This window comes from Pseudomonas sp. BIGb0558 (assembly GCF_024807515.1).
GTDB classification, from domain to species: domain Bacteria; phylum Pseudomonadota; class Gammaproteobacteria; order Pseudomonadales; family Pseudomonadaceae; genus Aquipseudomonas; species Aquipseudomonas yamanorum_A.
Genome location: NZ_JANUEW010000002.1, coordinates 456,682 through 480,893 on the forward strand (window position 1 = coordinate 456,682; position 24,212 = coordinate 480,893).

Annotated in this window: 24 protein-coding genes; 17 read left to right on the forward strand and 7 right to left on the reverse strand. The window is 60.4% G+C overall.

All coding sequences use genetic code 11. From position 1 onward, the window contains the following. Positions 1–290 precede the first annotated feature (290 nt). On the forward strand, positions 291–770 hold the full coding sequence (locus M2400_RS05340) for a glycine zipper domain-containing protein (RefSeq protein WP_076018173.1): 480 nt from the start codon (positions 291–293) through the stop codon (positions 768–770). A gap of 132 nt (positions 771–902) precedes the next feature. On the opposite strand, the gene M2400_RS05345 is transcribed toward M2400_RS05340, so the two are convergent. Together M2400_RS05345 and M2400_RS05350 are read right to left on the reverse strand one after the other, a co-directional pair. Further along, on the reverse strand, positions 903–1,334 hold the full coding sequence (locus tag M2400_RS05345) for a thioesterase family protein (protein ID WP_177132234.1): 432 nt from the start codon (positions 1,332–1,334) through the stop codon (positions 903–905). Positions 1,335–1,357: 23 nt separating this feature from the next. Further along, a complete protein-coding gene (locus tag M2400_RS05350) occupies positions 1,358–3,295 on the reverse strand; it encodes an ATP-dependent DNA helicase RecQ (protein ID WP_177120366.1) in 1,938 nt (645 codons plus the stop codon). A 209-nt stretch (positions 3,296–3,504) separates the two neighbouring features. On the opposite strand from M2400_RS05350, the gene M2400_RS05355 reads away from it, so the two are divergent. The 5 genes from M2400_RS05355 (at position 3,505) to M2400_RS05375 (ending at position 6,949) form a co-directional block, all read left to right on the forward strand. Continuing rightward, positions 3,505–3,675, forward strand: a complete 171-nt coding sequence (locus M2400_RS05355) for a YhfG family protein (protein WP_003213201.1) — start codon at positions 3,505–3,507, stop codon at positions 3,673–3,675. Then, positions 3,675–4,268, forward strand: a complete 594-nt coding sequence (locus tag M2400_RS05360; RefSeq protein WP_177040947.1) for a putative adenosine monophosphate-protein transferase Fic — start codon at positions 3,675–3,677, stop codon at positions 4,266–4,268. The genes M2400_RS05355 and M2400_RS05360 overlap by 1 nt, the downstream gene beginning before the upstream one ends. A gap of 281 nt (positions 4,269–4,549) precedes the next feature. Continuing rightward, positions 4,550–4,882, forward strand: coding sequence for a hypothetical protein (locus M2400_RS05365; RefSeq protein ID WP_259195184.1), 333 nt, complete (start codon positions 4,550–4,552; stop codon positions 4,880–4,882). Between the two features lie 750 nt (positions 4,883–5,632). Next, positions 5,633–5,989 (forward strand): DUF1493 family protein, encoded by a 357-nt coding sequence (locus M2400_RS05370; protein ID WP_177114390.1) that lies wholly within the window; start codon positions 5,633–5,635, stop codon positions 5,987–5,989. A gap of 108 nt (positions 5,990–6,097) precedes the next feature. After that, positions 6,098–6,949, forward strand: a complete 852-nt coding sequence (locus M2400_RS05375; RefSeq protein WP_259195366.1) for a DMT family transporter — start codon at positions 6,098–6,100, stop codon at positions 6,947–6,949. 57 nt (positions 6,950–7,006) lie between these two features. Here M2400_RS05375 and M2400_RS05380 read toward each other — a convergent pair whose 3' ends face one another. Both M2400_RS05380 and hslO read right to left on the reverse strand, forming a co-directional pair. Then, on the reverse strand, positions 7,007–8,548 hold the full coding sequence (locus M2400_RS05380) for a phosphoenolpyruvate carboxykinase (protein ID WP_177040941.1): 1,542 nt from the start codon (positions 8,546–8,548) through the stop codon (positions 7,007–7,009). A 179-nt stretch (positions 8,549–8,727) separates the two neighbouring features. Continuing rightward, complete coding sequence (gene hslO, locus M2400_RS05385; RefSeq protein ID WP_177040939.1) at positions 8,728–9,630, reverse strand: Hsp33 family molecular chaperone HslO; 903 nt, start codon at positions 9,628–9,630, stop codon at positions 8,728–8,730. 125 nt (positions 9,631–9,755) lie between these two features. Here hslO and M2400_RS05390 point away from each other — a divergent pair, with 125 nt between their 5' ends. Further along, positions 9,756–10,556 (forward strand): phosphatase PAP2 family protein, encoded by an 801-nt coding sequence (locus M2400_RS05390; RefSeq protein WP_259195183.1) that lies wholly within the window; start codon positions 9,756–9,758, stop codon positions 10,554–10,556. Between the two features lie 42 nt (positions 10,557–10,598). Here the strand turns inward: M2400_RS05390 and M2400_RS05395 are convergent, their stop codons facing one another. After that, the gene (locus M2400_RS05395; protein WP_003213184.1) at positions 10,599–11,006 is read right to left on the reverse strand and encodes an RNA-binding S4 domain-containing protein; all 408 of its coding nucleotides are present in this window, start codon (positions 11,004–11,006) and stop codon (positions 10,599–10,601) included. A 116-nt stretch (positions 11,007–11,122) separates the two neighbouring features. Here M2400_RS05395 and M2400_RS05400 point away from each other — a divergent pair, with 116 nt between their 5' ends. From M2400_RS05400 to rimK, 3 genes are read left to right on the forward strand one after another with little or no spacing between them, the layout of a single operon-like run. Continuing rightward, positions 11,123–11,902 carry an EAL domain-containing protein gene (locus tag M2400_RS05400; protein WP_259195182.1) on the forward strand — a complete coding sequence of 260 codons (780 nt, stop codon included), beginning with the start codon at positions 11,123–11,125 and terminating at the stop codon, positions 11,900–11,902. A 34-nt stretch (positions 11,903–11,936) separates the two neighbouring features. Continuing rightward, positions 11,937–12,401: an ATP-dependent zinc protease gene (locus tag M2400_RS05405; protein ID WP_017478110.1), complete on the forward strand. Its 465-nt coding sequence runs from the start codon at positions 11,937–11,939 to the stop codon at positions 12,399–12,401. Then, positions 12,398–13,303: a 30S ribosomal protein S6--L-glutamate ligase gene (gene rimK, locus M2400_RS05410; RefSeq protein WP_003213178.1), complete on the forward strand. Its 906-nt coding sequence runs from the start codon at positions 12,398–12,400 to the stop codon at positions 13,301–13,303. The genes M2400_RS05405 and rimK overlap by 4 nt, the downstream gene beginning before the upstream one ends. A 126-nt stretch (positions 13,304–13,429) precedes the next feature. Here rimK and M2400_RS05415 read toward each other — a convergent pair whose 3' ends face one another. Together M2400_RS05415 and ompR are read right to left on the reverse strand one after the other, a co-directional pair. Further along, a complete protein-coding gene (locus M2400_RS05415) occupies positions 13,430–14,743 on the reverse strand; it encodes an ATP-binding protein (RefSeq protein WP_003213176.1) in 1,314 nt (437 codons plus the stop codon). A 116-nt stretch (positions 14,744–14,859) separates the two neighbouring features. Further along, positions 14,860–15,600 carry a two-component system response regulator OmpR gene (gene ompR / locus M2400_RS05420; RefSeq protein WP_003213175.1) on the reverse strand — a complete coding sequence of 247 codons (741 nt, stop codon included), beginning with the start codon at positions 15,598–15,600 and terminating at the stop codon, positions 14,860–14,862. Positions 15,601–15,956: 356 nt separating this feature from the next. Here ompR and M2400_RS05425 point away from each other — a divergent pair, with 356 nt between their 5' ends. From M2400_RS05425 to tauD, 7 genes are all read left to right on the forward strand, one after another. Then, positions 15,957–18,281: a Tex family protein gene (locus tag M2400_RS05425; RefSeq protein WP_177040933.1), complete on the forward strand. Its 2,325-nt coding sequence runs from the start codon at positions 15,957–15,959 to the stop codon at positions 18,279–18,281. Continuing rightward, complete coding sequence (locus M2400_RS05430; protein WP_008435797.1) at positions 18,281–18,664, forward strand: PaaI family thioesterase; 384 nt, start codon at positions 18,281–18,283, stop codon at positions 18,662–18,664. The genes M2400_RS05425 and M2400_RS05430 overlap by 1 nt, the downstream gene beginning before the upstream one ends. 214 nt (positions 18,665–18,878) lie before the next feature. Further along, positions 18,879–20,462, forward strand: a complete 1,584-nt coding sequence (gene gshA, locus M2400_RS05435) for a glutamate--cysteine ligase (protein ID WP_177075914.1) — start codon at positions 18,879–18,881, stop codon at positions 20,460–20,462. 242 nt (positions 20,463–20,704) lie between these two features. After that, the gene (gene tauA, locus M2400_RS05440) at positions 20,705–21,682 is read left to right on the forward strand and encodes a taurine ABC transporter substrate-binding protein (RefSeq protein WP_003213167.1); all 978 of its coding nucleotides are present in this window, start codon (positions 20,705–20,707) and stop codon (positions 21,680–21,682) included. A gap of 18 nt (positions 21,683–21,700) precedes the next feature. Then, positions 21,701–22,480 carry a taurine ABC transporter ATP-binding subunit gene (gene tauB / locus M2400_RS05445; RefSeq protein WP_029615807.1) on the forward strand — a complete coding sequence of 260 codons (780 nt, stop codon included), beginning with the start codon at positions 21,701–21,703 and terminating at the stop codon, positions 22,478–22,480. Next, positions 22,477–23,313: a taurine ABC transporter permease TauC gene (gene tauC, locus M2400_RS05450; RefSeq protein WP_259195180.1), complete on the forward strand. Its 837-nt coding sequence runs from the start codon at positions 22,477–22,479 to the stop codon at positions 23,311–23,313. Before tauB ends, tauC begins: the two co-directional genes overlap by 4 nt. A gap of 22 nt (positions 23,314–23,335) precedes the next feature. Beyond that, entirely contained in the window at positions 23,336–24,172 is an 837-nt protein-coding gene (gene tauD / locus M2400_RS05455; RefSeq protein WP_177075912.1) for a taurine dioxygenase, read from the forward strand. Positions 24,173–24,212: the final 40 nt, after the last annotated feature.

Consider the following 24,212-nt stretch of genomic DNA (forward strand, 5'->3'; position numbering starts at 1 on the left):
CCGTTCGGGTGCGAAGCGCCCGTAAAAATTTCGAGGCCGCTGCGCAGCCCAACGGGAGCAAGCTCCCTCGCCACAAACAGCACCCGAGTTTTTTACGGGCACAAAAAAGGCCGCTTTTGCATAAAAGCGGCCGTTCCGAAGTAGTTAAAGACTCGCAAAAATCACTTAAGTTCCCCATACAAAACAGCAACTTAGAGAATTGTATACAACCCATACCACTGGTCGGGTTTCGATTGTTTCCGCCTCGATACAACCTCAGGATCGCGCCGTCATCCTCTTGAGGTTCCTCTATGAAGTTCTCCTCGATTCTCTTGTTGTCCCTTGGCCTGGTCAGTGGCGCAGCCATGGCCGGTGGCACCACCGAAGCCGGTGTGGGCGGCGCATTGGGCGGGGTTTTAGGTTCGGTCGTAGGCCAGCAGTTGGGCGGTAACACCGGTTCGGCCATCGGTGCAGCCCTCGGCGGCGCAGGCGGCAGTGCGGTTGGTGCAGACAAACGCAGCCGTGGCGAAGCGGCCATTGGCGGCGCGTTGGGCGCAGCCGGTGGCAACGTGGTGGGCCGCAGTGTCGGCGGCAGCACCGGCAGCCTGATCGGCGCAGCAGCCGGCGGTGGCGCCGGTGGCGCGCTGGGCAACTACATGGGCAACAAGAGCGATGACGATGACCGTCGTTACCGCGGGCGCGACAACCGCCGTTATGACCGCGACGACCATCGCGGGCGCGGCCATGCTTATGGGCATCGCAAGAACAAGCATCACTATCGCCACCGGTAAGACTTGAAATACCTTCCGGAAAACGCAGCAAAATAGTGTGGGAGCTGGCTTGCCTGCGATGCGGTCGCCTCGGTGTATCAACCAAATCGCGGCGATGCTATCGCCGGCAAGCCAGCTCCCACATAAGCTGCGTCAGGCCACCAAGCGCTGCAAGGCACCTCGCAGCGCTTCTGGAATCGTCACCGGCTGGTTCGACGCCCGATCCACGAACACATGCACAAACCTCCCCGCGGCACAGGCGTCGTCTTCGCCAGCCTTGAACACCGCCAACTCATACTGCACCGAACTGTTGCCCAACTTGCCCACCCGCAGGCCTATCTCGATGCGGTCCGGAAAGGCAATCGACGCGAAGTAATCGCACGCCGAACTCACCACAAACCCAACCACTTCGCCGTCATGAATATCCAACCCGCCCTGCTCGATCAGGTAGGTGTTCACCGCTGTATCGAAGAAGCTGTAGTAGGTGACGTTATTCACATGGCCATACACATCGTTGTCGTGCCAGCGCGTGATGATCGGCTGGAAGTGACGGTAGTCGGCGCGCTGTGGCATTGAGTCGGACATGGACAAATCTCGGGTCAGTTGATTTACAGGTCGTCCAAATGAGCTTCAGCCCATTCACGCACCTCGGCGTAGGGATATTCCTCAAGCGCGGCGAAGCCTGGAATGCTCTTCGCCTTCAGCTTGGTAAACAACGGCACGCTGATCCCGCCCAGGAACCGCGTCAAGCGCTCGGCGCCCGGCAAATGACCGTTGTACTCATGATGCCTGTGGATAAAATCACCGCACAGCGCCTGGAAGTTTTTATCCACAAGCGGCGGCAGGCTTGGCGGCGGCGGCAAGTGAGCGACATTACCGTGACACACCGAACAATGCCCGCATTGCCGGGGCGCATTTTCATCGCCGAAATAGTGCGCCAGGCGGTAACCCAGGCACTGCTCTGTGGCAAACAGATCCAGCATGGCGTGAATCCGCGCCACTTCCGTCACCTCGTGCTGTTTGAAGCCTGTGTATAACTCTGTGCTCAGCGCCTGTGGATCAAAGTCGGTATTGAGCAAGCTGTAAACCTCGGTCATCTGTTTGCTTTCCATCTCGATCAGGCCCTGTTCCTGGAAGTAATCCAGGGCCTTTACCACCCGGTTGCGCTCGGCTTGATGCTGCTGGTAAAGCGCATCGAAATCCACGGTCGCCCAGGTTTTCGCGCGTTTGCAGACCTGGATAATCGCTGCGACAAACTGCTGCCGCTCGCCGGAAAAACGCGCGAGCAAGGCTTCTGGCTCAATCAGATACTTGAAACGGTATTCAGCGTAAAACGCATAGCGCGGCGCGATCACGCCCTTGAGTTCAAGCTGCACCAGCAAGGTCTTCAGCGGCAGTTCGCGGATGTTGCTCTGGTCCGAAAGCGAGCGGAGCAGGAACTCCCACTGCCCGTCACCACGGGATGCCTGTATCTCCTCAAGCACGCGGCGAATACCTTCCTGTTCCGGCGTGTCGCCGTACACAAAGTTTTCCAGAATATTCAGGCTGTCGCGATTCGCCAGAACCAGGCAGTCGGAAGGCTGCCCGTCACGCCCGGCGCGACCGATTTCCTGGCTGTAGTTCTCGATGGACTTGGGCAAGTCGAAGTGCACCACGTTGCGAATGTCGCTCTTGTCGATGCCCATGCCAAAGGCGATGGTGGCGACGATGCAGTTGGACTGGCCGCCCATGAATCGCCTCTGGATGCCCTCACGCTTATCGTGCGCCAGGCCCGCGTGGTAAGCCTCGGCCTGGATACCGTTGCGATTCAGATGCTCGGCGATATGTTCGGCGGTTTTCTGCAGGGTGACGTAGACGATGCTCGGCTGATTGGCCCGCTCCTTCATCCATGCCACCAGCCGTCGACGCTTGTCCTGGCCAGCGACGGGCTCCACCAGCAGGTTGAGATTGGAGCGGTAGAAGCCCGTGGTGATCACATCGTCCGGCGCAATGGCGAACTTGGCCTGCATGTCGGCGATCACCTTGGGCGTGGCGGTAGCCGTCAGCAACAACGCCTGTGGGATACGGAACTGGCGCTGGTAATCCGGCAGCTTCAGGTAATCCGGGCGAAAGTTATGGCCCCATTCGGAAATACAGTGCGCCTCGTCCACCACCAGCAGCGAGATCGGTACGCTCTGCAGGAAATTGCGGAAACGCTCGTTCTTCAAACGCTCCACGGAAACCATCAGGATTTTCAGCTCGCCCGAACGCGCCCGGGCCATGACGTCATTGGCATCATCGCGGCTCTGGGCCGAGTCGATGCTGCCCGCCGAAATACCGTGGCGCTGCAAGAAACCCAACTGGTCCTGCATCAACGCCAGCAACGGCGACACCACGAGCGTCAAATGCGGCAGCAACACGGCGGATAGTTGATAGCAAAGGGACTTGCCGGAACCGGTGGGGAAAATCGCCGCCGCCGAACGGCCTGCCAGAATCGCGCTGACCGCCGCTTCCTGACCCAAACGAAACTGTGGATAACCAAAGACCTGTTGGAGGGTGTTGTGCATAAGCTGTCACTCCATTGACCGCTGAACGAGCCCAAAACATAGACCAGCGCATTCAGCGAATCGAGAAAGGTCGCAAGTTAAAAAGAGTCAGGATGATACACAGCCTGGGCAATGGAGTAGGCACCAGTAGGAAACGTTCCAACCTCGCGCAGGACGCATCTGCAAACCCATTGCGCTACAATCAAGCTTCGCACCGAGAGGACGCTGTCATGGCCGAACTGACGTTTGAGCAAAAGCAGGATCACTACGACAAGATCCGCCGATCCAACTACCTGGCCAGCCTGCGCCTGGAAGGGTTCGACACCCAGCCCGCCGACGTCGACAAACCCCTGCCGACCCGCGAAGCCGTCCTCGCCAAGTACCGCAACACGCCACGCTGATGCTCGACAAATACGGCGTGGGCCAGGACCCGTACTGCTACCCCGGTAGCAGCGTCCTGCGTAACCGCCTGGATTTGTTCGACGAAGAGCGCCTGCATCAGGCCGAGCGGGAACTGTCTGAAATTGCCGTAGGCAGCCTGCCGCTGTATCCCCCACCCTACGACCTTGAACGCCTGCAGCACATCCACCGCACCCTGTTCGGCGACATCTACGAATGGGCCGGTGAGCTGCGCACGGTCAATATCCAGAAAGGCGACACGCTGTTTTGCACACCGGAGCGTATACCGCCCGAAGCCGCGAAAATCATCCAGCACGTGGCCCAGGCCAACTGGTTCGTTGGGGCTACCCAGGCCGAGTTGGTGACGCAAATCGCCGAGGCTTATGGCGACCTCAACGTGATCCACCCGTTTCGCGAAGGCAATGGCCGGGCGCAGCGGATTCTGTTCGAGCAGATCATCGTCAACGCCGGATTTTCGGTGAATTGGTGGTTGGTGAAGAATGCGGCGTGGATACCGGCGAATATTGATGCGGTGGCGTGTGATTACCGGGGGTTGGAGGCGATTTTTGAGCGGTGCATCAGCACCCCGCGCTGAGCAAAACATTGCTCAACTTGCACCGCAACGCCACCCCCACCTATAGTTCGCCCCGTCGCTGCAAAATCAGCGATCAGGTTTGGTCACCTGTACAGAGTTCGCATACGCACCCTCAGATGTCGTAGGCACATTCGTGCCCACACGCTTCATGGCGGCTGTGTTTGGGACGCCTTCGGGCGTGCCGGGTGAATCTCTGCCGGTTGACCAACCTGGACACAGTCCGCCACCCATCGCTTGGTCACGATGATGGCGGTTCTCCTAAATTACAGAGATCGAAATCAATGAGCGCTATAAATCCATCTGAAAATCGCTATCGCCTTCTGCGCACCAACTTCACCGATACCCATCCTCTGGTCATAGATACTGAAGCCGCTGCCGAAGACATTCAGTCCGCCGCACACCAACGCATCCGCGCTGCAGCCGACCTACTGGAAACCTTCTCCTGCCTGACCTTCGAACAGGCCGACCTCAAAGACATTTCCCACATCACCAACCCCCTGTATTTGCTGGTCCAGGATGGATGTGACCTGCTGGAAGCCGCCCAATACGGAATGATGCAACTCACCACCGCAGACGCCATAAAGCGAACACCCTCTGAGCAATCACACAGTTAAAAATGTGGGAGCTGGCTTGCCTGCGATAGCGGAGTGTCAGACAACACCTCTACCACTGACACACCGCCATCGCGGGCAAGCCCGGCTCCCACTTTTGATTTCTCCGCATGCGAAGTATCAATCCACTGCAAATCTAGGATAAGGCCGTAAGAAAACGCCGAGCGCCACGCCATATCCTTCCCAAACTGCTTCCCGCACCAGCCAATCCCTCTACAGAACTCACCGCAGCCTGACCGAAACTAGCGCCCCGTCATCTACTCGGCAGAAACCCCGTGAACCTCGAAAGGACTCAATACATCGGCCACTATGGCGTCATGTTCACCTTGATCCGATTTACCGTAACACCCCATAACCGACACAAACTCGCCACTCTCTGCTTGATTGACGCACAAGCCTCTGCTGACGCTCAAGTTAAAGGCGGAATCGGCCCTCAACGCTCTACGTCCTCAATGCACGTGTACTCAAATGAGTCATAGTCAGATGCTCTACTTACAAGCAGCGTGCTTTTTCGCCGCTTACCTGCTGCTGCACTACCAAATCACCGACGCCACAATCAGAAAGCGATGTGCCCTCACCTTTCTAACGACGACGCTAATCCTGACTTTCTGGCTACCCTACGTGGCCATCATTCTCAGCATTCAACTCCTCCCTATCGCCCTGTTCTTGATAGGCTTGGCACTGTTCATCACACGAAATAAATTCCGCCGGAAACGTAACCGCCCTCCTCACCCACTCCAACGTGCCCCCACCATGAACCTGGCCCCCAACTTTCCCGAAGACACCGCCATGCAGCAACTCCTGCAACTGCTGCACGACGAAATCGGCTTGCCTAAACACAAAACCATCCGCCTCGAAACCTCAATCAACCTGGACTTGGGCTGCGACGGCACCGAGGCCAAGCAATTCATTGAGGCGCTGGAACAGGATTTCGCCGTCGACTTGAACGACTACGACGCTTATCGTTACTTCCAGCCTCCGGTCTTTGATGTGTTCCTGAAACGCCGAGCCAAAGGTCGCGGCGATAAAATCCCGCTGACCATCGGCATGCTCTACCTGGCTATCAAGACTCAGCGTTGGGACACCCAAACCCTGGAAAACCTCAGCTGAATTGTAGGAGCCGGGCTTGCCCGCGATGAGGCCCGAACAATCAACACACCTATAAGCCAATACACCGTAGCCTCAAAAAAATAACAAGGACCTTACATGGACGTACTAATGGGCCTGCTGGCCGCCCTGCTCTGGGGCGGCACGGACTTTCTCGTGGGCCTCAACGCCCGAGCCGTCGGCGTAAAACGCGCGGTGTATTTCGGCCAGGCCTTGGGCTTCCTGATCATGACCCTGCTGTTGGCCATATTCCCCGCCTTCCTCGTCAAATCCCTCGCGGCACCGTTGAGTTTCTGGCTCCTTGGCGCCGCTGCAGCCCTGCTGACCGTCTCCGGCGCCCTCGCACTGTCCAAGGCCTTCTCCCTGGGCAAAGCGGCCATCGTCGCACCGCTGGTGACGTCCTACGGCGTCGTGACCACTTTACTGTCATGGGCCAGCGGCGAACACATCAGCCTGATCCAACTCGGCTGCATCGCTCTCTGCGTAGTCGGCGTGATCCTGTCCAGCATTCACAAGGACAACGGCGTCCCTCACAACAGCTCCAGCCGCTCGATTGCCTACGCAATGCTCGCAGCGTTGCTCTACGGCACAAGCTTTTGGGTGCAAGGCCGCTACACCCTGCCGACGCTTGGACCGATCACGATGCTTTGGCTCGGGTATCTGGTAGGCCTGTGCGTGCTGGTGTTGATGGTGCTTAAAGTCAAAGACGGCCTGAAAATCCCGCCGCTGAAAAACTGCGCAACATTGACCGGGGCGAGCCTGATGAACCTTGGCGGGTTCTCGGCATTTTCGTGGGGCGCAATGGTGGGGTCGGTTTCCGTGGTGACGGTGATCAGCACCCTATCCGGCGGGATCGCGGCGATTTTGGGGTTTGTATTTTTCAAGGAACGACTTTCAGCGGTACAAGTAACCGGCGTGGTACTGGTGTTGGTGGGAGCGGTGGTTTTGCACCTCGTCGACTGATCCATCGCCCACAAAAAAGCCGCCCACAAGGGGCGGCTTTTTCACAACTGCCGAATCTTACAACTTCGGACCCGCAGCCTTGATCGCATCGCTCACTTCAAACTTCTTGAAGTTCTCGATGAACAGACCCGCCAGCGCTTTCGCGGCTTCGTCGTAGGCAGCCTTGTCAGCCCAGGTGTTACGTGGGTTCAACAGGCCGGTATCAACGCCAGGTACAGCCAATGGCACGTCCAGGTTGATGGTGTCCAGGTGCTCGGTCTCGGCACCGATCAACGCGCCGCTCTGGATCGCTGCAATCACGCCACGGGTGGTCGGGATGTTGAAGCGCTTGCCAACGCCGTAGCCGCCGCCGGTCCAGCCGGTGTTGACCAGGTACACCTTGGAGCCGAAGCCGCGCACGCGCTTGATCAGCAGTTCTGCGTATTCACCGGCCGGACGCGGGAAGAATGGCGCGCCGAAGCAGGTGGAGAAGGTCGACTTGATGCCGCCGCCCGAACCCATTTCAGTCGAGCCCACCAGAGCGGTGTAGCCGGACAGGAAGTGGTAGGCCGCTTGTTCTTCGCTGAGGATCGACACGGGCGGCAGTACGCCGGTCAGGTCGCAGGTCAGGAAAATCACAGCGTTGGGCTCGCCACCGAGGTTTTTCTCGGAACGCTTGGCCACGTGCTCCAGCGGGTAGGCGGCGCGGCTGTTCTGGGTCAGGCTGACGTTGGTGTAGTCGGCGTGCTTGGCATCGTCGATCACCACGTTTTCGAGCACGGTGCCGTGCTTGATGGCTTTCCAGATAACCGGCTCGTTCTTCTCGGAGAGGTCGATGCACTTGGCATAGCAACCGCCTTCGATGTTGAACACCACGCCCTCGCCCCAACCGTGTTCGTCGTCACCGATCAGGTAACGGCTTTCGTCGGCGGACAGGGTGGTTTTACCGGTGCCGGACAGGCCGAAGAACAGGGTCACATCGCCAGCTTCGCCGATGTTGGCTGCGCAGTGCATCGGCAGTACGTCGGACGCCGGCAGCAGGAAGTTCTGCACCGAGAACATGGCTTTTTTCATCTCACCGGCGTAACGCATGCCGGCGATCAGGACTTTTTTCTGGGCGAAATTGAGGATCACGCAACCGTCGGAGTTGGTGCCGTCACGCTCTGGCACGCATTCGAAGTTGGCCACGTTAAGCACTTGCCACTCTTCACGACCGGCCGGGTTGTACTGGGCCGGGTTGATGAACAGGCAACGACCGAACAGGTTCTGCCAGGCAGTCTGGGTGGTCATTTTCACGGCCAGGTAGTGGTCTTCTGCAGCCCCTACGTGAACGTGGGAAACGAAATGCTCTTGCGCGTTGTTGAATGCCTCGACGCGAGCCCACAGGGCGTCGAACTTGTCGGCCGGGAACTTGCGGTTGATCGGGCCCCAGGCAATGGCAGCCTGGGTGGAAGGCTCTTCAACGATGAAGCGGTCGACTGGCGAACGGCCGGTACGATGACCGGTTTCTACGACCAGCGCTCCAGTATCGGCAAGCACGCCTTCACCGCGCTGCAGGGCTTCTTTGACCAGATCGTCAACACTCAGGTCAGTGTATACGGCGTTATTGGCTTGCGTCATGAGGTTCCCCGTCGGCCTATGGCCGAGTGCTCCAAACGTTTTGTAGTAGAAAGTTGCGCACTACTACCGCGAAAAAAGTGGGCCGGATTATGCCAGAAAAGCCCAAAAAGAGTAGGGTCCTCCGGTCAGAACGGCGGAAATCTGGCGTTTCTCAGGTGATTTACCTGTGCTTAAACGTTTTAGTGGCGGGTGCCTGAAGGGGTGTCGACGCCCGCGCCGGCGAATAATTGAGCAATATCGGCGGCGTCGAACAGGTAGCGCTGGTTGCAGAACTGGCAGTCGATCTCGATGTTGCCACCGTGTTCCACCACCAGATCCTGCGCATCTTCCAGGCCCAGGCTGACCAGGGCAGTGGCGGAGCGCTCGCGGGAGCAACTGCAGTGGAAGCGCAGGGATTGCACGTCGAACAGGCGCACGGCCTCTTCGTGGTAAAGGCGGTGCAGGATGGTTTCGTTGTCCAGGCCCATCAGTTCTTCGGCTTTCAAGGTGCCGGCCAGGGCGGTGATGTGTGCCCAGCTGTCGGCGCGGTCTTCTTCATCCTTGATGCGGTCGGCCGGCAGTTGTTGCAGCAGCAGGCCGCGGGCGCGCTTGCCGTCGGCGTTGAGCCAGAAGCGGGTGCCCACTTGCTGGGACATCACGAAATAGTTGGTGAAGCAGTCGGACAGGGTTTCACCGTCGAGATCGACGATGCCCTGGTAGCGCTGGCCTACGGTCGGGTCGACGGTCAGTGCCAGTACGCCGTCAGGCATGAGGTCGGCCAGGGTCGCGTCGGGGGCGATGCGGTCGGCGTCGTAACGGGCCAGGCCACGGATTTCGCGCTCGCTGGAGCATTCGATCATCAGCAGCGGGATCGGGCCTTCGGAGCGGGCCTGCAGGATCAGCAAACCATCGAACTTCAGGGTGCCCACCAGCAACGAGGCGGCCGCCATCAGCTCGCCGAGCAACTGCGCGACCGGCTCCGGATAGGGGTGCTTGGCGAGGACTTCGGCATAGCTGCGCTCCAGGGCGACCAGCTCGCCGCGGGCGTCGCTGTCGTCGAAGATGAAGCGTTGGGTGAAGTCGGTATCCGGTAAATCAGTCATAGGTCTGGGTATCTGAATTGATGACAAAAAGATGACAAGGTTTATAGAATTACACGCTTTAGCACTATTTTGGTGCGGCCTTCCACGGAAAAACGAAGCGCTTTAAAGCAAAGAGGAAACAGTTTATGAACAATCCGGGTTTGTTCCAAGCCAAGTGGAACCTCGGGCGATTGGCCCTGTGCAATTTACTCGCTGTGGGGCTGCTGTGTTTTTGGCTCTGGCCGGCGGGCCAGGCGCTCTGCGTGGTTTTCGACGAGTGGCTGTTTCATCTGCTCAACGACCCTCTGGCGAGCAGCCCGGTGTGGCTGCATGTGTGGGCGGTGGCCAGTTTGCGCCCGTTTGACGCGGTGGTCGGGGTGATTCTGCTGACGCTGTTGATCCGCGGCGGCTGGGTGTTCAAGGCGATTGAAGTGCGCCAGGCGTTTTTCGGATTCCTGGGCATTCTGCTGCTGTTGCTGTTTATCCGCATGCTGTTTTCCAAGCTGGCGGCGCAGATGGGCTGGCAACACCATAGCCCGTCGATGGTGATCAGCGGGGCGATCCAGATGAGTGACTATTTCCCCGGCCTTGAAAAAACCTGGGAACTGAAGGACCGCTCCAGCCAGAGTTTCCCGGGAGATCACGCGTCCGTGTTGTTGATCTGGGGAATGTTCATGACCGTGTTCGCCAAGCGCATCGGCCAGGTTCTCGTGATCTGGGGCTTGGCGCTGCTGTTCATGATGCCGCGGCTGGTGGCCGGCGCACATTGGGGGCAGGACGATTACATCGGCGGGGTGTTGCTGGCGCTGTTGGCGTTGGGCTGGGGTTACTACACGCCGTTTGCAGCGAAGGTTTCGGGACTTCTGGTACGGGTGACAAGCCCGGTGTTTGGATGGTTTCAACGGGTGCCGCTGGTTAATCGCTTGAGCGTTATTCGCAGCGCTTAACGTGAAGTTGCAGGAGCCGACCTGGCTCCTGCGGTTTTCCGGTTAATCATCGTTGCCACTGCCGCGAAACTTGAACAGGTCACGCCGCTGCTTCTTGCTCGGCTTGCCGTCGGTGGTCATGCCCAGGGAGCCCGCCTTGCGCATGGCCGCCGCGTTTTCGCGCTTGGCGATGCTGGCTTCGGTTTCGGTATACAAGGCCTGCGCCTCGGGAGCGCCCCTTCGCACAATTGAAAGCGCCTGGACCACCACGGTTCGCTCATCAAAACCGGCACGAATCTGGAACTCATCGCCAATGCGCGGCTCCTTGCCCGGCTTGCAGCGCTCGCCCCGCCAATGCACTTTGCCACTCTCGATAGCCGCCTTGGCGAGGGCACGGGTCTTGAAAAAGCGCGCCGCCCACAACCACTTGTCCAGACGGACTTTTTCTTCCTCTTCCTGCTTCTGAGCCACTTGAATTCCTCGCTCTGAAAAATGTCGCAACTTTACCGTTGAAACCCTTCAACGCATAAACCCTTGAGCTCACCTAAGATACGCCAGGTAGCAACCTGTTTTCGCGAGGTTAACGCGTGACCGACTTTCCCATTTCACTCACCTCGCCCAGACAAGGCTGCGCGGGTTGCCAGCAAAGCGAACCGCTGGGCTTTGAGTTTGCCTTCGCCTATCAGCCTATCGTGGACCTGCGCGACCACTCGGTCTTTGCCCATGAAGCCCTGGTGCGCGGCGTTAAGGGTGAGGGTGCGTTGTCGGTACTTGATCAGGTCAACGACAGCAATCGCTATCGTTTCGACCAGCAATGCCGCACCAAGGCCATCGCCACCGCCTCGACACTGGGCCTGCAGACGCACCTTTCAATCAACTTCATGCCCAATGCGGTCTATCGGCCCGAGTTGTGCATTCGCAGCACCCTGGAAGCGGCCCGCACGCATAATTTTCCATTGGACCGGCTGATTTTCGAGACACTGGAAAGCGAGCACGTAGATAACTATCGCCATTTGACGAATATTCTGCGTGAATACCGCGAATTCGGCTTCAAGACCGCCATCGACGATTTCGGGGCGGGCTATTCGGGGCTGAACCTGCTGGCCGATTTCCAACCTGACTTGATCAAACTCGACATGGCGCTGATCCGCGATGTCGACCGTGATCGTGTCCGCCAGGTGATCGTCCGGGGGATTGTCACAATCTGTGAGCAGTTGGGCGTTACTGTCATCGCCGAAGGTATCGAAAGTGCCGGCGAGCGGGATTTCCTCGCCGACTGTGGAATATTTCTGATGCAGGGCTACTGGTTCGCCAAGCCTGCATTCAAAGCCCTGGCCGAGGTTTCACCTGGCGCCTGGGCGAATTAATTGCCGGTTATTCATATTGAAGACATTTGACCATTTGACCGTTGTGGGTCTGCGTGAGTGGGTGGCACTTCCCGACTTGGGAGTGGCTGGCCTGCGCGCCAAGATCGACACCGGCGCCAGTACCTCAAGCCTGCATGCCACCGAGATCGAGCCATTTGAGCGCGACGGTGCAAAGTGGGTGCGCTTCACCGCGCACCTGGGCAGCGTGGTGCAACTGCGTCACCGGCGCTGCGAAGCGCCGCTGGTGGCGATGAAAACCATTAAAAGCTCCAACGGCCAGGCCCAGGTGCGGTATGTGATCAGCACCACTCTGGCCCTGGGTGATCGGGTGTGGCGGGTGGAATTCACCCTCGCCTGCCGCAAGGCGATGCGTTACCGGCTGTTGCTGGGCTCCAAGGCTCTGATTGACGGCCAGCTGGTGGTCAATCCCGGGCTCAAATACGTTCAAGACAAGCCGGTGTTCCCGGTATCTACTACCTCTGCCACAGGTGTTGCATGAAGATCGCTGTGCTGTCGCGTAACCCGCGTCTGTATTCCACCCGTCGCCTGGTCGAGGCCGGCACCGAACGTGGCCATGAGATGGTGGTGATCGATACGTTGCGCGCCTATATGAACATTGCCAGTCATAAGCCGCAGATCCACTACCGGGGCAAGCCGCTGGAAGGCTTCGATGCGGTGATCCCGCGTATCGGCGCTTCGGTGACATTCTATGGCTGCGCGGTGTTGCGCCAGTTTGAAATGATGGGGGTCTCGCCCCTGAATGAATCGGTGGCCATCGCCCGTTCGCGGGACAAGCTGCGCTCGCTGCAGTTGCTGTCGCGCCGTGGCATCGGCTTGCCGGTCACCGGTTTTGCACACTCCCCGGACGATATTCCCGACCTGATCGAGATGGTCAACGGCGCGCCGCTGGTGATCAAGGTACTGGAAGGTACCCAGGGCATCGGTGTGGTGCTGTGTGAGACGGCAACGGCCGCCGAGTCGGTGATCGAGGCGTTCATGGGCCTCAAGCAGAACATCATGGTGCAGGAATACATCAAGGAAGCCGGCGGTGCGGATATCCGCTGCTTCGTGGTGGGCGACAAGGTGATTGCCGCGATGAAGCGTCAGGCCAAGCCGGGGGAGTTCCGCTCCAACCTGCACCGTGGCGGCAGCGCCAGCCTGATCAAGATCACCCCGGAAGAGCGCATGACGGCCCTGCGCGCGGCCAAGGTCATGGGGCTGAGTGTGGCGGGTGTGGATATCTTGCGTTCCAACCACGGGCCATTGGTGATGGAGGTGAACTCATCACCGGGCCTGGAAGGGATTGAAACCACCACCGGCAAGGATGTGGCGGGGATCATCATTCAGCATCTGGAGAAGAGTGGTGGGCCGAATATGACGCGCACCAAGGGCAAGGGTTAATCCCCCCTGTAGGAGCTGGCTTGCCTGCGATACAGGCACCTCGGTTTTTCTGGCGAACCGCGGTGATGCCATCGCGGGCAAGCCCGGCTCCCACACCAGCCCCACACATTTAATCTGTGTTGGGTGTTAGACCGCGTCTCTAGGCAGCATCAAACCCAACGGCAAACGCACTCGTGCTTCCAGGCCGCCATCCGGCCGGTTGCGCAATTCAACATTGCCGCCATGCATCGAAGCAATTCGCCGCACAATTGCCAGCCCCAGGCCGGTGCCCTTGCCACCCCGGGCACGGTCGCCACGGGTGAACGGGTTAAAGATGCCTTCCAGTTCCGCCGGATCGATACCGGCGCCACGGTCCATCACACTCAGCACGACGTAAGGCGCGCTGGTATCCCCGGACACATACGCCGCCACTTCCACATCGGAACCGGCGTGATGCAAGGCGTTGCCAATCAGGTTGTTCAGCAACCGCTTCATCGATACCCGGCGCAACGCGAACGGCTGGATCGGCTCCAGGCGCATGCGAACCTGCTCGCCGTTCTGGTTGTAGGGCGCCACCACTTCACGTACCAGGTCCGTCAGGTCGACCTCTTCCACCACTTCGTCCCGACCGTCACGGATAAACGCCAGGAACTGGTCGAGAATCGCGTCCATGTCCTCGATGTCGCGAACCATGTCGTCGGTCAGGTCGGTGTGGTTGCCCATCAGCTCCAGGGACAGCCGCAACCGCGTCAGCGGCGTGCGCAGGTCATGGGATACCCCCGCCAGCATCAGCTCGCGCTCGCGCCCCGCCTGTTCGACATCCTCGGCCATCTGGTTGAACGCGCTGTACACCTCGGTCATTTCACTCGGTGTATCGCTGATGGGCAGGCGCACACTGCGGCCCTGGCCCAGTTGGCGTGCGGCAAACACCAGGCGCTTGAGCGGCTGGTTGAGCTGGCGCACGAAAATCCAGGCAGACGCGGTGGAAAGCAAACCAATCGCCAGGAACCAGCCCAGCACGTTCCAGATCTTCTGCCCCCGCAGCGGATGCGGATACAGCGGCACCTTCAGCCAGTCCTCGCCCAAGCTTGGCGCCCGCACCCACAGTGCCGGCGACACATGCATGCGCAGCCGCACCTCGGTGTCTTCACCCAGTTCGGCCTGCATCTGGCGTTGGTAGATTTCGCTGTAGGGCCAATGTTGCTCGCCCTCGGGCACGCCTGCGCCCGCGACCCGAACCAGGGTAGCGGCCTTGGCGATCTTCTCGCGGTTCTCGGGGTCTGCGGCCCAGTAGGCGCGCAAGGTCAGGGCGACACCGTGGCTGTACTGCCGGTCCACCAGCACGTCTTCGTTCATCAACAGATAAACCAGTGTCAGGGCCTTGGAAAACAGTACGACGATGAGCACCAGCCAAAGGGTGCGTGAGAAGAAACTCTGCGGGAACCACAACGGGGTTTTCATAAAAGACAGCTGGACACCTTGCAGGCGCGAGCGAAGCTCGCAGAATTGCAAACGCCGGGCAACCGGCTGACTCTTATCGAGTCATCACCGGCAGGCCCGCCTCTGCAAATCATTGGTCACTTGGTTGCAGTGCCGTCCGGCACAAACACGTAACCCACACCCCACACCGTCTGGATATAACGCGGCTTGGATGGATCGGGCTCGATCATCCGGCGCAGACGGGAGATCTGTACGTCGATGGAGCGCTCCAGGGCGTCCCACTCCCGGCCTCGGGCCAGGTTCATCAGCTTGTCGCGGGTCAGCGGCTGGCGAGCGTTCATCACCAGTGCCTTGAGCACGGCGAATTCGCCGGTGGTCAGCATGTGCACTTCATCGCCACGCTTGAGCTCACGGGTGGCCAGCGACAGCTCGTAGTCACCGAAGGTCACGCTTTCGTCTTCGCTGCCTGGAGCGCCCGGTACCGGGGCGGCCTGGCGACGCAGTACGGCCTTGACCCGGGCCATCAGCTCATCCGGGTTGAACGGCTTGGCCAGGTAATCGTCGGCGCCCAGTTCGAGGCCCTTGATGCGGCTCAGCTCATCGCCCTTGGCGGTCAGCATGATGATCGGGATCTGATTGTTGGCGCCGCGCAGGCGTTTGCAGGCGGTCAGGCCGTCTTCGCCGGGCAGCATCAGGTCCAGCACCACCAGGTTGAAGACTTCACGTCCCAACAGGCGGTCCATCTGTTCGGTGTTTGGCACCGCGCGGGCACGATAGCCCTTGGAGTTGAAGAAACGCTCCAGCAGGCTGCTCAGCCCCGGATCGTCATCAACGATGAGAATTTTTTCGCCTTCAGCAGTTTGTGCAGTGCTGCTCATTAGATGCTCCTCTTATCTCGGCGCGCATTATGGCGTAGCTGCCGTTATACGCACCGTGTGCATTGTTAGCAGATTTTTCCTCTACCGCCAGCGAACCCGCGCCCTACAACCTTGGCCTCAATCCCCCCAAGGGCGGAACGCTGGTTATAATGCGGCGCCTTTGTGCAGGGCAACGTCAGTTCGTTACCGTTTACTGCCAGGGGATTTTTTTACCCGCTTGTAGTGATTTTTTCGATTTCGAGGGTCAATAGGCTGCCTCTTGACCCAGGCAGCGGCGCCAGTCGGGCCGCTCAACCAGCCTCGCAAGCCTTGTTTTCCGGGCCTGCGAGCCTGCTTTCAGAATTTCAGGTGGTTTTATGGACAGCATCAACAGCCGCATCGCCGAGGAACTCGGTGTACGCCCACAACAGGTCGAAGCGGCCGTCGCTCTACTGGATGAAGGCTCCACGGTGCCCTTCATCGCCCGTTACCGTAAAGAAGTCACCGGCAGCCTCGATGATATCCAGTTGCGGCATCTGGAAGAGCGCCTGCGCTACCTGCGAGAACTCGACGAACGGCGTATCAGCATCCTCGCCAGCATCGAAGAGCAAGGCAAGCTGACCCCGCAACTGGAACGCGACATCAAGCTCGCCGACACCAAGACCCGCCTCGAAGACTTGTACCTGCCGTACAAGCAGAAGCGCCGCACCAAGGGCCAGATCGCCCTGGAAGCCGGCCTCGGCGAGCTGGCCGACGGCCTGTTCAACGACCCGTCCCTGGCCCCGGAAAGCGAAGCCGCACGCTTTGTCGATGCCGAAAAAGGCGTCGCCGACGTCAAGGCCGCCCTGGAAGGTGCCAAGTACATCCTCATGGAGCGCTTCGCCGAAGACGCCAACCTGCTGGAAAAACTGCGCAGCTACCTGAAGCAGGAAGCCACCCTCAGTGCCCGCGTAATCGCCGGTAAGGAAGAGGAAGGCGCCAAGTTCCGCGATTACTTCGAACACGACGAGCCGCTGAAAAGCATGCCGTCCCACCGCGCCCTCGCCATTTTCCGCGGGCGCAACGAAGGTATTCTGAGCTCCGCGCTGAAAGTCGGCGATGAGCTGCCGGGCACCATGCACCCGTGCGAAGGCATGATCGGTCAACAATTCGGCATCCAGAATCAGAATCGTCCTGCGGACAAATGGCTCGGTGAAGTCGTGCGCTGGACCTGGAAGGTCAAGCTCTACACCCACCTGGAAACCGACCTGCTGGGCGAACTGCGCGACGGCGCCGAAACCGAAGCCATCAGCGTGTTCGCCCACAACCTGCACGACCTGCTGCTGGCCGCGCCGGCCGGCCCGCGCGCCACCCTGGGTCTCGACCCGGGCCTGCGCACCGGTTGCAAGGTTGCGGTGGTTGACGCCACCGGCAAGATGCTCGACCACGCCACGGTCTACCCCCACGTGCCGCACAACAAGTGGGACCAGACCATCGCGATCCTGGCCGCCCTGTGCGCCAAGCACTCGGTGGACCTGATCGCCATCGGCAACGGCACCGCCAGCCGTGAAACCGACAAGCTGGCCGCCGAACTGATCAAAAAATACCCAGGTATGCAGATGACCAAGGTGATGGTCTCCGAGGCCGGCGCTTCGGTGTACTCCGCCTCGGAACTGGCTTCCAAGGAATTCCCGGACCTCGACGTGTCGATCCGTGGCGCCGTGTCCATCGCTCGCCGCCTGCAGGACCCACTGGCCGAACTGGTGAAGATCGATCCGAAATCCATCGGAGTCGGCCAGTACCAGCACGACGTGTCGCAGCTGAAGCTGGCCCGCGGCCTGGATGCGGTGGTGGAAGACTGCGTGAACGCCGTCGGTGTAGACGTGAACACCGCCTCCGTTGCGCTGCTGGCCCGCATCTCCGGCCTCAACGCCACCCTGGCGCAGAACATCGTGACCCACCGCGACGAGAACGGTGCGTTCAAGACCCGTGCGGCGCTGAAAAAAGTCGCACGCCTGGGCGAAAAAACCTTCGAACAGGCCGCCGGCTTCCTGCGCGTCATGAATGGCGACAACCCGCTGGATTCCTCGGCCGTTCACCCGGAAGCCTACCCGCTGGTGCAACGCATTGCCGCTGAAACCGACCGCGACATCCGCTCGCTGATCGGCGACGCCGCGTTCCTCAAGCGCCTGGACCCGAAAAAGTACACCGACGAAACCTTCGGCGTGCCGACCATCACCGACATCCTGCAAGAGCTGGAAAAACCCGGTCGCGACCCGCGCCCCGAGTTCAAGACCGCCGAGTTCCAGGAAGGCGTCGAAGACCTCAAGGACCTGCAACTGGGGATGATCCTCGAAGGCGTGGTCACCAACGTGACCAACTTCGGCGCGTTTGTGGATATCGGCGTGCATCAGGACGGTTTGGTGCACATCTCTGCGCTTTCGGAGAAGTTCATCAAGGACCCTCGCGAAGCCGTGAAAGCCGGTGACGTGGTCAAGGTGAAAGTCATGGAAGTCGACATCCCGCGCAAACGCGTCGGCCTGTCGATGCGCATGAGCGACACCCCGGGCGAGAAAATCGACGGAGCCCGCGGCGCACGCCCAGGCTCTGCGCCACGCCAGTCCCAAGGCAGCGCACCGCGCAAGGAAACCGCAGCCCCAGCCCCGGCCAATAACGCCATGGCTTCGCTGTTCGCCAACGCCAAACAACTGAAGAAACGTTAATGGAACTGCCAGCCGGCTTGACCCACAGTGCTTTCAGCGAACTCATTGGCTGCCGCCTGCAACGCCTGGAAACCGGTGTTGCCGAGGTGGCCATGACCCTGGAACCACAGCTGCGCAACCGCGCTGGCAAACTCCATGGCGGGGCGATCTTCAGCCTGGTGGACATTGCCATGGGGCTGGCGTGTTCCAGCTCCCATGGTTTCGACCAGCAGAGCGCGACCATCGAATGCAAGATCAACTACATCCGCGCCGTTTCCGACGGCGACGTGCTGTGTACCGCCCGGGTGATTCACCCCGGCCGGCGCACGCTGGTGGTCGAGGCTGACGTGTACCAGGACGAAAAACTGGTCGCAAAAGCACAAGGCACCTTCGCTGTCCTATAGCTCCTTGTCATCGATTTGAGTTAATTTCGGCGCTGCGAAAGTTGCGCCGAACTTTTCTTCGTGCGCGATAGCCAGATTCAAGGACGAGGGCGGCTCTTTCAGAGTGGGTCAATCCGGCTCGAAAACCAGGCGATAACGCCAGTTTCCACTTCACCCTTGTAGACCGTCCTGCCCACCCCCATATTGGGGCGACTGACGCGTGAAGGAATCCAACTTGAGCGAACTTCTCAACCGCCGCCTGGCATTGCTCGGCAAGCACGAACACCTCTCTTTGCTCGAGCAATGCCTGCACGGCATCGAGCGCGAATGCCTGCGCGTCACCGGTGAAGGCCGACTGGCACAAACGCCGCATCCCGAGGCCCTGGGCGCTGCACTGACCCACGAACAGATCACCACCGACTATTCCGAGTCGCTGCTTGAGTTCATCACGCCGGCCCTGCCCAACCCGGCCGACACCCTGAGCAGCCTCGACAAGATCCACCGTTTTGCCTACAGCAAGCTCGGCAACGAGTACCTGTGGAGTCCATCGATGCCGTGCCCGTTGCCGGCCGAGGAAGATATTCCGATTGCCTACTACGGCACCTCCAACATCGGACAGCTCAAGTACGTGTATCGCAAGGGCCTGGCCCTGCGTTACGGCAAGACCATGCAGTGCATCGCCGGGATCCACTACAACTTTTCCCTGCCGGAAGACCTCTGGCCGCTGCTCAAGGAAGCCGAAGGCTTTGTGGGCACCGACCGGGACTATCAGTCCACGGCCTATATCGCACTGATCCGTAACTTCCGCCGCTACAGCTGGCTGCTGATGTACCTGTTCGGCGCCTCGCCGGCCCTGGACGCGGGTTTCCTGCGCGGGCGCTCGCACCAGCTTGAAGTGCTGGATGCCGACACCCTGTACCTGCCGTACGCCACCAGCCTGCGCATGAGCGACCTGGGTTACCAGAGCAACGCCCAGGCCGGCCTGACGCCGTGCTACAACGATCTGGCGAGCTACACCGACAGCCTGCGCGAAGCGGTGGCAACGCCCTACGCACCGTACGTCGAAGTCGGCACCCATAAGGACGGTGAGTGGGTACAGCTCAACACCAACATCCTGCAGATCGAAAACGAGTACTACTCCAACATCCGGCCCAAGCGCGTGACCTACACCGGCGAACGGCCGATCCAGGCGCTGATGGCCCGTGGCATTCAGTACATCGAAGTGCGCTGCCTGGACATCAACCCGTTCCTGCCGATGGGTATCGACTTGCAGGAGTCGCGCTTCCTCGATGCGTTCCTGCTGTATTGCGCGCTCAACGACAGCCCGCTGTTCGCCGACAACGAGTGCGGCAACGCCACCTCCAACTTTCTCAGCGTGGTCAAGGAAGGTCGCCGTCCGGGCCTGCAATTGCAGCGCCGTGGCGAATCGGTGGACATGAAGGAATGGGCCGCCGAGCTGCTGGAGCAGATTGCTCCGCTGGCAGCCTTGCTGGACCAGAGCCAGGGCATCACTGAGCACAGCCAGGCGCTGGACGCCCAGTTGGCGAAGGTCAAGGACTCGTCCCTGACCCCGTCGGCCCAGGTGTTGGCGGCGATGAGCGAACGTAAAGAGAGCTTTGCGCAGTTTTCGCTGCATCAGAGCCAGGTGCACGCCGAGCATTTCCGCAGCGAGCCGTTGAAGGCTGAGGAACAGGCACGCTTTGAGGAACTGGCGCGTAATTCGCTGGCGCAGCAGGCGGAGCTGGAGCAAAACGAAGTGGGCGACTTTGACGTGTTTGTCGGCTCGTACCAGGCGAGCATTCTGGCGATCAGTAACTAAAGGCCTTACGCAAAACCCTGTGGGAGCCGGGCTTGCCCGCGATGCAGGCGCCTCGGTACTTCAGTAGTACCGAGTCGATGCCATCGCAGGCAAGCCAGCTCCCACATTTGACCTCTGCAGACCCAAGCTTCAGGTTCACTTCTCCTCATAAGCTAATTCGAAAATGTTATTTATTTTCGGATTCTTAGATCATTTAGTCTTCTCACACGCCGACCTCCGGCCGCCTGATGAGGACTCTCCCCTTGAAACTGCACTTCCCCCTTCGCCTCCTGGCGGCCTTGTCCCTGGCCGGTGCCAGCCTGTTTGCCCAGGCCGCCGACGTGACCATCGCTTACCAGACCACCGTCGACCCGGCGAAAGTCGCCCAGGCCGACGGCGCCTATGAAAAAGCCACCAACGCCAAGATCGACTGGCGCAAATTCGACAACGGTGCCGACATCATCGCCGCCATCGCTTCCGGCGACGTGCAGATCGGCTACCTCGGTTCCAGCCCGCTGACCGCTGCGGTAACCCGCAAGGTGCCGGTGGAAACCTTCCTGATCGCGACCCAGATCGGCGGTGCCGAAGCCCTGGTGGCCCGCAACGGTTCCGGGATCAACAGCCCGCAGGACCTGATCGGCAAGAAAGTCGCCGTGCCATTTGTTTCCACCGGCCACTACAGCCTGTTGGCCGCGCTGAAACACTGGAACATCGACCCTTCGAAAGTGACCATCCTCAACCTCGCCCCGCCGGCCATCATCGCCGCCTGGAAGCGCGGTGATATCGACGCCACCTACGTGTGGGACCCGGCCCTGGGCGTGGCCAAGGAAAACGGCAAGGTGCTGATCACCTCCGGCGAACTGGCCAAGTTTGGCGCGCCGACCTTCGATGCCTGGATCGTGCGTAAGGATTTCGCCGAGAAGCACCCGGAAATCGTCACGGCTTTTGCCAAAGTCACCCTGGATGCCTACGCCGCTTACCGCAAAGACCCACAAGCCTGGCTGGCTGACAAAGGCAACGTCGACAAACTGGTGAAGCTCTCCGGGGCCAAGGCCAGCGACATTCCGCTGCTGCTGCAAGGCAACGTGTACCCGCTGGCGGCTGACCAGGTGACCCTGCTCGGTGCACCGACCACCAAGGCCGTCACCGACACTGCTGCGTTCCTCAAGGAACAAGGCAAGGTCGACGCCGTACTGCCGGACTACGCCCCGTACGTCAGCCCGAAGTTCATCACTAACTGATACCAGGAGTTAACCGCGATGGCCTTGCTACAACTGGAGCGCATCAGCGCACAGTACCCAGGCAGCCCGGAGCCAGTACTGGCAGATATTTCCCTGAGCCTTGGGCCCCAGCAATTGCTGGTGGCCCTCGGCCCTTCCGGCAGTGGCAAGACTTCGCTGTTAAACCTGATTGCCGGTTTTGTCGAACCCAGCGCCGGGCGCATCACCCTTGACGGTGTGCCGGTGAAAGGCCCCAGCGCCGAACGCGGCGTGGTGTTCCAGGATGACGCCCTGCTGCCCTGGCAGGACGTGCTGGCCAACGTAGGCTTCGGCCTGGAACTGGCCGGCGTGCCCAAGGCCCAGCGGGAAATCCGCGCCCGGGAAATGCTCGCCCTGGTGGACCTCGCCGGTTTCGACAGTCGCCGCATCTGGCAACTTTCCGGCGGCCAGAAGCAACGCGTCGGCCTGGCCCGTGCGTTGGCTGCCGACCCACGCGTACTGCTGATGGACGAACCCTTCGGCGCCCTCGATGCCTTCACCCGTGAACAGATGCAGGAACTGTTGCTGCAAGTCTGGCGGCGCACGGCAAAACCCGTCTTCCTGATTACCCACGACATCGAAGAAGCGGTGTTCCTCGCCACGGACCTGATTCTGCTGGCGCCCAACCCCGGGCAGATCGTCGAGCGCCTGAGCCTGGACTTCGGCCAGCGCTACGCTGCGGGCGAATCGGCACGGGCGATCAAGTCCGACCCGCGCTTTATCGAAACCCGCGAACACGTGCTGGGCAAGGTGTTCTCCCAACGGCAGGTGTCCGCATGAGCAGTTACGAATTACCGGCCACGGCCGCCAAGCCGGCAACCAAACCCGTCACGCCCGTACGCCGCAGCCTGAGCACCCGCTGGATCAGCGTGCTGACCCTTCTCACTCTGGTTGCCATCTGGTGGGCCGTAACCGCCAGCGGGCTGATCGAACCGCTGTTCCTGCCACCGCCTTCGGCCGTGCTGCAAAAAGGCTGGCTGCTGGCGACCACCGGCTACATGGACTCCACCCTGTGGCAGCACCTGGGCGCGAGCCTCAAGCGTATCGGCCTGGGCCTCGGTTTTGCCGTGCTGACCGCCGTGCCGGTGGGCATTGCCATCGGCTCCAATCGCATCGCCCGGGGCATTCTGGACCCGCTGATCGAGTTCTACCGGCCGATTCCACCCCTGGCTTACCTGCCGCTGATCGTGATCTGGTGCGGCATCGGCGAGCTGTCCAAGGTGCTGCTGATCTACCTGGCGATTTTTGCGCCGATCGCCATCGCGACCGCCACCGGCGTACGCACTGTCGACCCGGCCAAGTTGCGCGCTGCGCAGTCGTTGGGCGCAACACGGGCCCAGTTGATTCGCCATGTGATCCTGCCAAGCGCCCTGCCCGACATCCTCACCGGCGTGCGGATTGGCCTGGGTGTCGGCTGGTCGACACTGGTGGCCGCCGAGCTGATCGCCGCCACCAGCGGCCTGGGCTTCATGGTGCAGTCCGCGGCGCAGTTCCTGGTCACCGATGTGGTGGTGCTGGGGATTCTGGTGATCGCACTGATCGCCTTCGCCATGGAAATGGGCTTGCGTGCCCTGCAGCGCAAACTGGTGCCTTGGCATGGCCAGGCACACTAAGCACATCTTCGACGAGAACCCCATGAGCAGCCTGACCGTAACGCCTCTCAGCACCGCCCTTGGCGCCCAGATCAGTGGCGTCGACATTACCCAACCGCTGACCATCGAACACCGCGACGCCATCGAACAGGCGCTGCTCAAGCATTCGGTGCTGTTCTTCCGCAACCAGCCAATCAACCCGCAGCAACAGGCGCGGTTCGCGGCACATTTCGGCGACCTGCACATTCACCCGATCTACCCCAACGTGCCGGAACAGCCTGAAGTGCTGATCCTCGACACCGCCGTGACCGACGTGCGCGACAACGCCATCTGGCACACCGACGTGACCTTCCTGCCAACGCCAGCCCTCGGCGCGGTACTCAGCGCCAAGCTGCTGCCGGAGTTTGGCGGCGACACGTTGTGGGCCAGCGGGATTGCCGCGTATGAGGCGTTGTCGGAGCCGTTCAAGAAACTGCTGGACGGTTTGACGGCAACCCATGACTTCACCCGATCCTTCCCGCTGGAGCGTTACGGCAACACGCCGGAAGACCTGGCGCGCTGGGAAGAAGCCCGGCGCAAGAACCCGCCGCTGTCTCATCCGGTGATTCGTACGCACCCGGTGAGCGGGCGCAAATCGCTGTTCGTCAGTGAGGGGTTCACCAGCAAGATCAACGAACTGGAGCCGGCGGAAAGTGAAGCGGTGTTGAAGCTGCTGTTTGCACACGCCACCCGGCCGGAGTTCACCATTCGCTGGCGCTGGCAGGAAAATGACGTAGCGTTTTGGGATAACCGCGTGACCCAGCATTACGCGGTGGATGATTACCGGCCGCAGCGGCGGGTGATGCACAGGGCGACGATTTTGGGGGATGTACCGTTCTAGAAAGAACGCTACAGATCTAATGTGGGAGCGGGCTTGCCCG

Excerpts from the sequence above, each read along its gene's own strand:
- M2400_RS05415 (WP_003213176.1), bottom strand. The coding sequence starts at position 14,743 with ATGAAAACCCCGTTGTGGTTCCCGCAGAGTTTCTTCTCACGCACCCTT.
- M2400_RS05390 (WP_259195183.1), top strand. The coding sequence starts at position 9,756 with ATGAACAATCCGGGTTTGTTCCAAGCCAAGTGGAACCTCGGGCGATTG.
- hslO (WP_177040939.1), bottom strand. The coding sequence starts at position 9,630 with ATGACTGATTTACCGGATACCGACTTCACCCAACGCTTCATCTTCGAC.
- M2400_RS05380 (WP_177040941.1), bottom strand. The coding sequence starts at position 8,548 with ATGACGCAAGCCAATAACGCCGTATACACTGACCTGAGTGTTGACGAT.
- M2400_RS05365 (WP_259195184.1), top strand. The coding sequence starts at position 4,550 with ATGAGCGCTATAAATCCATCTGAAAATCGCTATCGCCTTCTGCGCACC.
- M2400_RS05425 (WP_177040933.1), top strand. The coding sequence starts at position 15,957 with ATGGACAGCATCAACAGCCGCATCGCCGAGGAACTCGGTGTACGCCCA.
- ompR (WP_003213175.1), bottom strand. The coding sequence starts at position 15,600 with ATGAGCAGCACTGCACAAACTGCTGAAGGCGAAAAAATTCTCATCGTT.
- tauC (WP_259195180.1), top strand. The coding sequence starts at position 22,477 with ATGAGCAGTTACGAATTACCGGCCACGGCCGCCAAGCCGGCAACCAAA.
- M2400_RS05370 (WP_177114390.1), top strand. The coding sequence starts at position 5,633 with ATGAACCTGGCCCCCAACTTTCCCGAAGACACCGCCATGCAGCAACTC.
- M2400_RS05350 (WP_177120366.1), bottom strand. The coding sequence starts at position 3,295 with ATGCACAACACCCTCCAACAGGTCTTTGGTTATCCACAGTTTCGTTTG.
- M2400_RS05345 (WP_177132234.1), bottom strand. The coding sequence starts at position 1,334 with ATGTCCGACTCAATGCCACAGCGCGCCGACTACCGTCACTTCCAGCCG.
- M2400_RS05355 (WP_003213201.1), top strand. The coding sequence starts at position 3,505 with ATGGCCGAACTGACGTTTGAGCAAAAGCAGGATCACTACGACAAGATC.
- M2400_RS05375 (WP_259195366.1), top strand. The coding sequence starts at position 6,098 with ATGGGCCTGCTGGCCGCCCTGCTCTGGGGCGGCACGGACTTTCTCGTG.
- M2400_RS05340 (WP_076018173.1), top strand. The coding sequence starts at position 291 with ATGAAGTTCTCCTCGATTCTCTTGTTGTCCCTTGGCCTGGTCAGTGGC.
- M2400_RS05430 (WP_008435797.1), top strand. The coding sequence starts at position 18,281 with ATGGAACTGCCAGCCGGCTTGACCCACAGTGCTTTCAGCGAACTCATT.
- tauB (WP_029615807.1), top strand. The coding sequence starts at position 21,701 with ATGGCCTTGCTACAACTGGAGCGCATCAGCGCACAGTACCCAGGCAGC.
- rimK (WP_003213178.1), top strand. The coding sequence starts at position 12,398 with ATGAAGATCGCTGTGCTGTCGCGTAACCCGCGTCTGTATTCCACCCGT.
- tauD (WP_177075912.1), top strand. The coding sequence starts at position 23,336 with ATGAGCAGCCTGACCGTAACGCCTCTCAGCACCGCCCTTGGCGCCCAG.
- M2400_RS05360 (WP_177040947.1), top strand. The coding sequence starts at position 3,675 with ATGCTCGACAAATACGGCGTGGGCCAGGACCCGTACTGCTACCCCGGT.